Here is a 6,689-nt window from a genome sequence, read left to right on the forward strand (position 1 = left end):
CGGATCACGGCGTCGGCCCCGTCATGTGCTCGCTGATCCACTGGATGGGGCCCATGCCCATGCTCGGCACATAGGTCTTGGCGTTGTGCTCGCCGTCCGGGATCTCCCGCAGTGTGGTGTGCACCGGGCCCTTGTTCCCGTACGACGCGATGAAGTCCTTGGTGTTCTTCATCGACGTCCGCTCCTTCGTGCCGACCTGGAAGGCGAGGTAGACGTCGGGCCCCTTGCCGTCGATCAGCCGCTTCGCCAGCACCTCCGGGTTGTTCGCGGCCTTCTCCTCGGAGTGGCCGGCCCACAGCGGGGAGTCGGGGACGATGTCCGGGCCGGAGGCGATTACGGCCTTGAACTTGTCGGGATGCTTCAGCACCGCCTTGAGGCCCGCGAAGGCGCCGGAGGAGGAGCCCATGAAGGCCCAGCCGTCACGCTGCTTCAGCGTACGGAAGTTGGCCTTGATCAGGTCCGGGACGTCCTCGGTCAGCCAGGTGCCCATCTTCGGCTGCCCGGGGATGTCGCTGCCGTCGTAGTAGTTCTTGTCGTCCGGGTTGAGCACCGGCATCGCCACGATGAAGGGCAGGCTCTTGCCCTCCTTCGACCACTGGGCGATGGACGACTGGAGCTTCAGGTCCGTGCCCATCCAGTAGTTGACCGGGTAGCCGTTGCCGCCGGGCAGGGCGATGAGGACGGGGAAGCCCGACTTGGCGTACTTGGGGTCGTCGTACTGCTTCGGGGCCCAGACCCACACCTTGCCCTTGAATCCGGACTTCTTGCCGTCGAGGGTGACCACACCGATCTTGGTGCCGTCCTGCACGGTGTTGGCGACCCGGAAGCCGGCCTTCGGGCCGGTGGGCATGAGGGTGCCGTGGGCGCCGGTGCCTCCGCCGCCGTTCGTGCCGAAGGTGATCGGGTCGCCCTCGTCGGAGAAGACACCGGAGAACTTCAGTACCGGCCAAGCGATCAGGGCCAGGGCGGCCGCGCAGGCCACCACCCCTATGCGGCGGCGTTTGGTCGTCGTCATGTCGTTCGTTCCTGACTCACACCTGGTAGCGGTCGGGGGAGAAGAGGTGCAGGTTGTCCCTGACCCAGTCGGAGGTGCGGGCGAGGCCCTCCGCCAGGTCCACCCGCGGGCTCCAGCCGGCCCATTCGCGGGCGCGGGAGTTGTCCGAGAGCAGCCGCTCGACCTCGCTGCCGGCCGGCCGCAGCCGCGACTCGTCCACGACGACCTTCGCGTCCCGGCCCGAGGCCCGGATCAGCGAGACGGCCAGATCGCCGACGGAAATCTCGCGTCCGGTCCCGAGGTTGACCGCGTGGCCGATGGCCCGATCGCAGTCGGCGAGGGCCAGGAAGCCCTCCGCGGTGTCGGTGACGTAGGTGAAGTCCCGGGTGGGCGTCGTCGAGCCCAGCCGGATCTCGTCGGCGCCGGAGTGCAGTTGGGACAGGATCGTGGGGATCACCGCGCGGGCGGACTGGCGCGGCCCGTAGGTGTTGAACGGGCGCACCACCGTGACGGGGAGGTCGAAGGTGTGCGCGTAGGACAGCGCCAGCATGTCCGCGCCGATCTTCGAGGCGGAGTACGGCGACTGGGGCTGCAGCGGATGGTCCTCGCGGATCGGGACGGTCCGGGCCGTGCCGTAGACCTCGCTGGTGGAGGTGTGCAGCATGCGGCGCACGCCGTGCCGGCGGCAGGCCGCGGCCACGTTCTCCGTGCCGGCCACATTGGTCTGTACGTACGCCTCGGGCGCCGCGTAGCTGTACGGGATGCCGATGAGCGCCGCCAGGTGGAAGACGGTGTCGCACCCGGCGACGGCGTCCGTCACGCGGTTCGCGTCCCGCACGTCCCCGGCGAGGACCTCCACGGGGGAGTCGGGGCCGAAGTGGCGGGCCAGATGGCCGCGTTCGGCGTACGGCTTGTAGTGCGCGAGCACGCGCACCCGGGCGCCGCGCTCCACCAGCAGGTCGACCAGCGTGGACCCGATGAATCCCTCGGCCCCGGTGACCAGGACCGTCCTGTCCTGCCAGGTGTCGTTCTCGTTCATGGTGCGGTGCATCCCTCTCAACTCGTCGTCAGGACAGGGGTGGTGGCGGGCGCGCGGCCGGCCAGGCGCAGCGCCCATTCGGCCATCAGGCCGGCGGCCGCGGCGTGGGTGCCGGGGCGGGCGGCGGCGCTCATCGCGGCCAGCCGCCGCGGGTCGGCGAGCAGCGGGCCGATCAGCTCCGCCAGCCGGTCGCCGTCGGTCTCCGCGTCCGGCAGCAGCAGCCCGGCGCCCGCGTCGGACAGCACCCGGGCGTTGTGGGTCTGGTGGTCGTGCGGGGCGTGCGGGTACGGGACGAGCACGGCGGGCATCCCGAGCTCCGCCAGCTCCGCCACCGTGGCCGAACCGGCCCGGCACACCATGAGGTCGGCGGCGGCGTAGGCCAGGTCCATGCGGTCCAGGTAGCCGACGGCCGTGGCGACGCGGTCGGATCCGTCCGCGGCCAGCCGGGCCCGGACGTCCTCCAGCGCCGCCGGGCCGGTCTTGATCACCAGATGGACGTCCGGCCGGGTACGCCACTGCCGCGCCAGGCCGACCGCGGCCTCGGTGAGCCGCGCCGCGCCGAGGCTGCCGCCGTTGAACAGCACGACCCGCGCCCGCGGCGGTACCCCGAAGGCCCGCCGGGCGGTGTCGCGCAGGGCCTCCCGGGCCCCGCGGCCGAGTCCCGCGACCGCGCCGACCAGGGGCATGCCCACCGTGCGGGCCCGCTCGGCGGTCCGGGCCGGCAGGTGGCGCCGCGTACGGTCGAAGGCCAGCGCCACGTGCGGGGTGAGCGTCGCCGCGAAGCGGTTCGCGCGCCCCGGTACCGCGTTGGACTCGTGCACCAGCGCGGGCCGGCCCGCCAGCCGCGCCCCGAGCACGGCGGGCGCGCTCGGATACCCGCCCATGCCGATGACGACCTGGGCGCCCTGCTCCTCGATCACCCGCCGCGCCTGGAGGCCCGAGCGGAGCAGATCGGCGGGCAGCAGGAACCTGCGGGCGCCGAGCGACGGGTCGAACGGGATCATGTCGACCGTGTGCAGCCGGTACCCGGCCTCGGGTATCAGCTTCGTTTCGAGGCCGCGCTCGGTGCCGACGAAGCTGATGACCGCGTCCGGGACGGCTCTTCGCAGCGCCTCGGCGACGGCCAGGCCGGGGTAGATGTGGCCGCCGGTACCGCCCGCTCCGACGACCACCGAGAGGGTGTCGTGTGCTGTAGCCATGGCCACAGCGTGGAGAAATGTCCTAAGAGGGTTTTAAGAGGCGGTTTATGGATCTTCTGTGGATCTTGAGCGGACGCCGGATCCCCGCCGGGGCCCTGAGGATAGCCTCGCACCGTGGACCGGGAGAGCGCGAGCGCCACCCCGACCGTCGCCGTGCCCGCCGCGAAGGTGTTCGCGGTGCTGGCGGACCCGACGACCCACGCCGCGATCGACGGCACGGGCCGGGTTCGGGAATCCGTCGACCGGGCGCCACTGACCGAGGTGGGGCAGATCGGCCCCGAGTATCTGGCCGACTCGCTGCACCACTTGGCCGGGCTCGTCTCCGGCCGGTGATGCTGTCGGTGCTGCGCAGTCTCAGGGCCTCAACACGCCGTCCAGCTTCTCCCAGCCGGACCAGCCGCCACCGGGGTTGATCTGCCGGCGGTGGAAGACGCCCCCGCCGCCGTCGACGACGAACAGCTCCAGCCGTCCGTCCGCGTTGCGCGCCGCGGCGATCGAGGAGCCGAGGGAGCTGAGACTGTTCCGGGGCGCGGCCGTGGTGGCGCCCGGCGCGGTGACCAGAAGTGCCGCAATCGCCGTGGAGGTCACCAGACTTGTCCTGAAAGTCCTGACCAGTCAACCGATGCGTCTGTGCCCTCTTCTTAATCTTTTTCGCATGCGACTGTCCTTTCGTCATGACATGAGGGGTGCGCGGGGCTTCACGCCTGGGGCGCGGGGAAAGCGACCGGGCTGCGCAGGCCGGAGCGGTTCAGCGCGCGGATGCCGAAGAAGACGTTGTCCTTGGACAGGTCGACGGTGTGCCGGGTCACGTTCCCGGCCGGGATGACGTGGGTCCACTCCGGTTCGGTCGTCTCCCGCCACACCACCTCGTACCCGGCGAGGTCCGGCTCCGGGCCGCGCTCCCAGACCAGTTCGGTGGAGTTGCCGAGGGCGGTGGTGCGGATCCTCGCGCCGCGCGGGGTGCCGGGGGCCCGGGCGAGCGACCACAGGGCGGCCGCGTTCACCCGGGCCACCCGGGCGATGAAGCCGAAGTCGCAGAACTCGGGCAGGTCCCCGTACTGCTTGCCGTCCGCCACCCGCACGTCCTGGTGCTGGTGCGCGTAGTTCTCGGCGGGCTCGGTGAACCGGCCTGCCGGATAGGCCTGTTGGAGGAACGGGATGTGGTCGCCGCTGCGCAGATAGCGGTCGCGGCGGTGGACCACCCGCACCCGCATCCCCGTCGCGTCGTTCTCGGCGGTGTCCCGGACGAACCGGGCCAGCTGGCGCGAGGGCGAGTCGTTCTCGCCGCCCACCGAACGCCGCGTCTCGGCCTGCTCCGGCGTCTCCGAGGTCGGCACCCCCTCGGCGAACAGCCGGATCGTGTACGGGTCGCGCGAGCCGTCCTCGGCGGTCGGACTCCCCACGATGTCGTTCGTGAACATCCCCTGCACATCGGCCTGTTGACCCCGGAACGTCCGGGCCATGTGCCCGGACCCGCACAGCCCCTGCTCCTCGCCCGCCACCGCCGCGAACACGACGGTCGCGGCCGGCCGCCGGGTCGCGAAGACCCGGGCCAGCTCCAGGACGACGGCCACGCCGGAGGCGTCGTCGTCGGCGCCGGGCGCGTCGCCGGTCGCGTTCATGGGGTCGCTGTTCCGTGAGTCGTAGTGCCCCGAGACCACGTAGATTCGGTCGGGGGTGACCGAACCCCGCAGGGTGGCAACGACGTTGGTGATCCTGGTCGGCACCGGGATACGGGGTCCGGGCTGTTGTACGAACGGCTGGAGTTCCACGGTCATCCGGCCGCCGGAGGCCCGTGCGGAGCGGCGCAGCTCGGCGAGGAGCCAGTCGCGGGCCGCGCCGACGCCACGTACGGGGTCGTCCTGGGCGGACAGGGTGTGCCGGGTGCCGAAGGAGACCAGTCTGCGGACGGTCGCCTCGACGCGGCGCGGGTCGATCTCCCGCAGCAGCGCGCGGAGTTCGGGCGATGGGGGCTGTCGGGTGGGCCGGTGGCGCGCGGGCCCGTCCTGCGCGGTTCCGGCCGCCGCCGGCAGCCCGAGGGCCGCCGCGCCGACCGTTACCGCGCCGAGCACCGTCCGCCGTGCCGCACCCCGTCCGCTGTTTCTGCTGCCCGCGTCCTCGCCCGGCTGCGTCATGCCTCCATCGTCACGTCCGCCTCAGCATCCCCGCAAGGATCGGTTTCGGCCCAGCGCGGAGTAAACGGCCCATGACGGCACGAGACTTGGACCGATCAGGTCAGACGCCGACGTAGTGGATGCAGATGTTGAGCGGGGTGCGCCAGCCGGTGTGCACCCGGACCTGGACCGCACTGTTCAATACGGTGGTGTTCTCGGCATAGACGCGTGCATCGCCCGTGCCCTCCGCGTACATGCCGCCCTCGGAGGCCGAGGCCACGACGGGCTGCGAGGATGTGACCGGGGCGCCGTACCAGGTGATGATCTGCTCGTCGTTGACCCCGGTCCAGCAGAGGGTCTGCGACAACGACGTCGTGCTGAAGGATCTCTGGCTGACCAGGGTGGGGTGCTTGGACGCCGGGCGCGGTGTTTCCGCGCCCGCCGACGCCGGCCCGGCGGCCAACACCCCGCCGGCCACGAGCCCCAGACCTGCCAGCAGCGTCACCAGCCGTTGTGCCTTCTTCATGATCCACTCCCGCCGTGCGATCGGTGTGATGGTGCGTGGGTGGATTGCGGGTCTCAGGATCCTCTGGGTGAGGCTGGGTGGTAAGTCAGTTGTAGGACACGGCCGTTCCCGGGGCACCTGAGTTGCGTCGAACCCCAGCACTTCGGCCTGCCCTGCACGGCGAGCTCGCCTGCGCAGGATGATCCGTGTACGTGGCCGATCGCGCCCGTCAGCCGTGGCGATGAACGGACCATCATGGCTGAGGCGGCCTTCCGCCCAAGACGGCGTGTCTTGCTCAGCGAGCACCCCGGTCGGTCGTTGCTGGCCGTGCGCAACGCAAGGGCGACGTACCGCCCGTGTAGCCCGATTACGTCCTTGGCCCCCTGTTGCCCGAGGGCAACAACGATCGGATGCCCCCTGGCAGCTCGTTGGGTGATTAACGGCTCAACGAATCACGGTAGTTCATGTGAGAGACATCCTCCGACTGTGCCCGAACCAAGCACCTGCCCTCTTGTATCCGAATGAACGAATGTCAAACTTGCCCAGATTTATTCCGTTTTTCACGGTCGGGCGTTGCGATACCTACAGCAAACCCTCACCTTCCCTTTACAAGTAACTTGCCGAGTACATACAGTCATCAGGCCTGAGGGGGTGTCAGGTCGCCCAGCGGCCTCGCCATGTCCGCGAGTTCGCTCCACAGCACCTGGAACGCGAAGCAGTGCTCCCCGAGGCTGCCTTAACGCCCATGTATATGCCAAAGGGGACATAGATGCCTGCGAGTCATCCCACTTACGCGCGCTTGGGAGAGGCCGTCAAGCGCGGGATGGTGGCCACGCGG

General features: G+C 70.5%; 7 protein-coding genes. 1 reads left to right on the top strand and 6 read right to left on the bottom strand.

All coding sequences use genetic code 11. The features are described 5' to 3' along the window. Positions 1–4: 4 nt before the first annotated feature. The 3 genes from ABD794_RS01685 to ABD794_RS01695 are packed head-to-tail and all read right to left on the bottom strand — an operon-like array spanning position 5 to position 3,232. Positions 5–1,015: an alpha/beta hydrolase gene (locus ABD794_RS01685; RefSeq protein WP_344960510.1), complete on the bottom strand. Its 1,011-nt coding sequence runs from the start codon at positions 1,013–1,015 to the stop codon at positions 5–7. Between the two features lie 16 nt (positions 1,016–1,031). Next, positions 1,032–2,033: an SDR family NAD(P)-dependent oxidoreductase gene (locus ABD794_RS01690; protein WP_344960511.1), complete on the bottom strand. Its 1,002-nt coding sequence runs from the start codon at positions 2,031–2,033 to the stop codon at positions 1,032–1,034. A 17-nt stretch (positions 2,034–2,050) separates the two neighbouring features. Beyond that, complete coding sequence (locus ABD794_RS01695; RefSeq protein ID WP_344960512.1) at positions 2,051–3,232, bottom strand: UDP-N-acetylglucosamine--N-acetylmuramyl-(pentapeptide) pyrophosphoryl-undecaprenol N-acetylglucosamine transferase; 1,182 nt, start codon at positions 3,230–3,232, stop codon at positions 2,051–2,053. Between the two features lie 114 nt (positions 3,233–3,346). Here ABD794_RS01695 and ABD794_RS01700 point away from each other — a divergent pair, with 114 nt between their 5' ends. Further along, the gene (locus ABD794_RS01700) at positions 3,347–3,565 is read left to right on the top strand and encodes an SRPBCC family protein (protein ID WP_344960514.1); all 219 of its coding nucleotides are present in this window, start codon (positions 3,347–3,349) and stop codon (positions 3,563–3,565) included. Between the two features lie 21 nt (positions 3,566–3,586). Here the strand turns inward: ABD794_RS01700 and ABD794_RS01705 are convergent, their stop codons facing one another. The 3 genes from ABD794_RS01705 to ABD794_RS01715 form a co-directional block, all read right to left on the bottom strand. Further along, positions 3,587–3,820, bottom strand: a complete 234-nt coding sequence (locus tag ABD794_RS01705; RefSeq protein WP_344960515.1) for a DUF8189 domain-containing protein — start codon at positions 3,818–3,820, stop codon at positions 3,587–3,589. Positions 3,821–3,930: 110 nt separating this feature from the next. Continuing rightward, positions 3,931–5,367 carry a M20/M25/M40 family metallo-hydrolase gene (locus ABD794_RS01710; protein ID WP_344960516.1) on the bottom strand — a complete coding sequence of 479 codons (1,437 nt, stop codon included), beginning with the start codon at positions 5,365–5,367 and terminating at the stop codon, positions 3,931–3,933. Between the two features lie 100 nt (positions 5,368–5,467). Next, positions 5,468–5,872, bottom strand: coding sequence for a hypothetical protein (locus ABD794_RS01715; RefSeq protein ID WP_344960517.1), 405 nt, complete (start codon positions 5,870–5,872; stop codon positions 5,468–5,470). Between the last annotated feature and the right edge of the window lie 817 nt (positions 5,873–6,689).

It is taken from the genome of Streptomyces thioluteus, assembly GCF_039535865.1.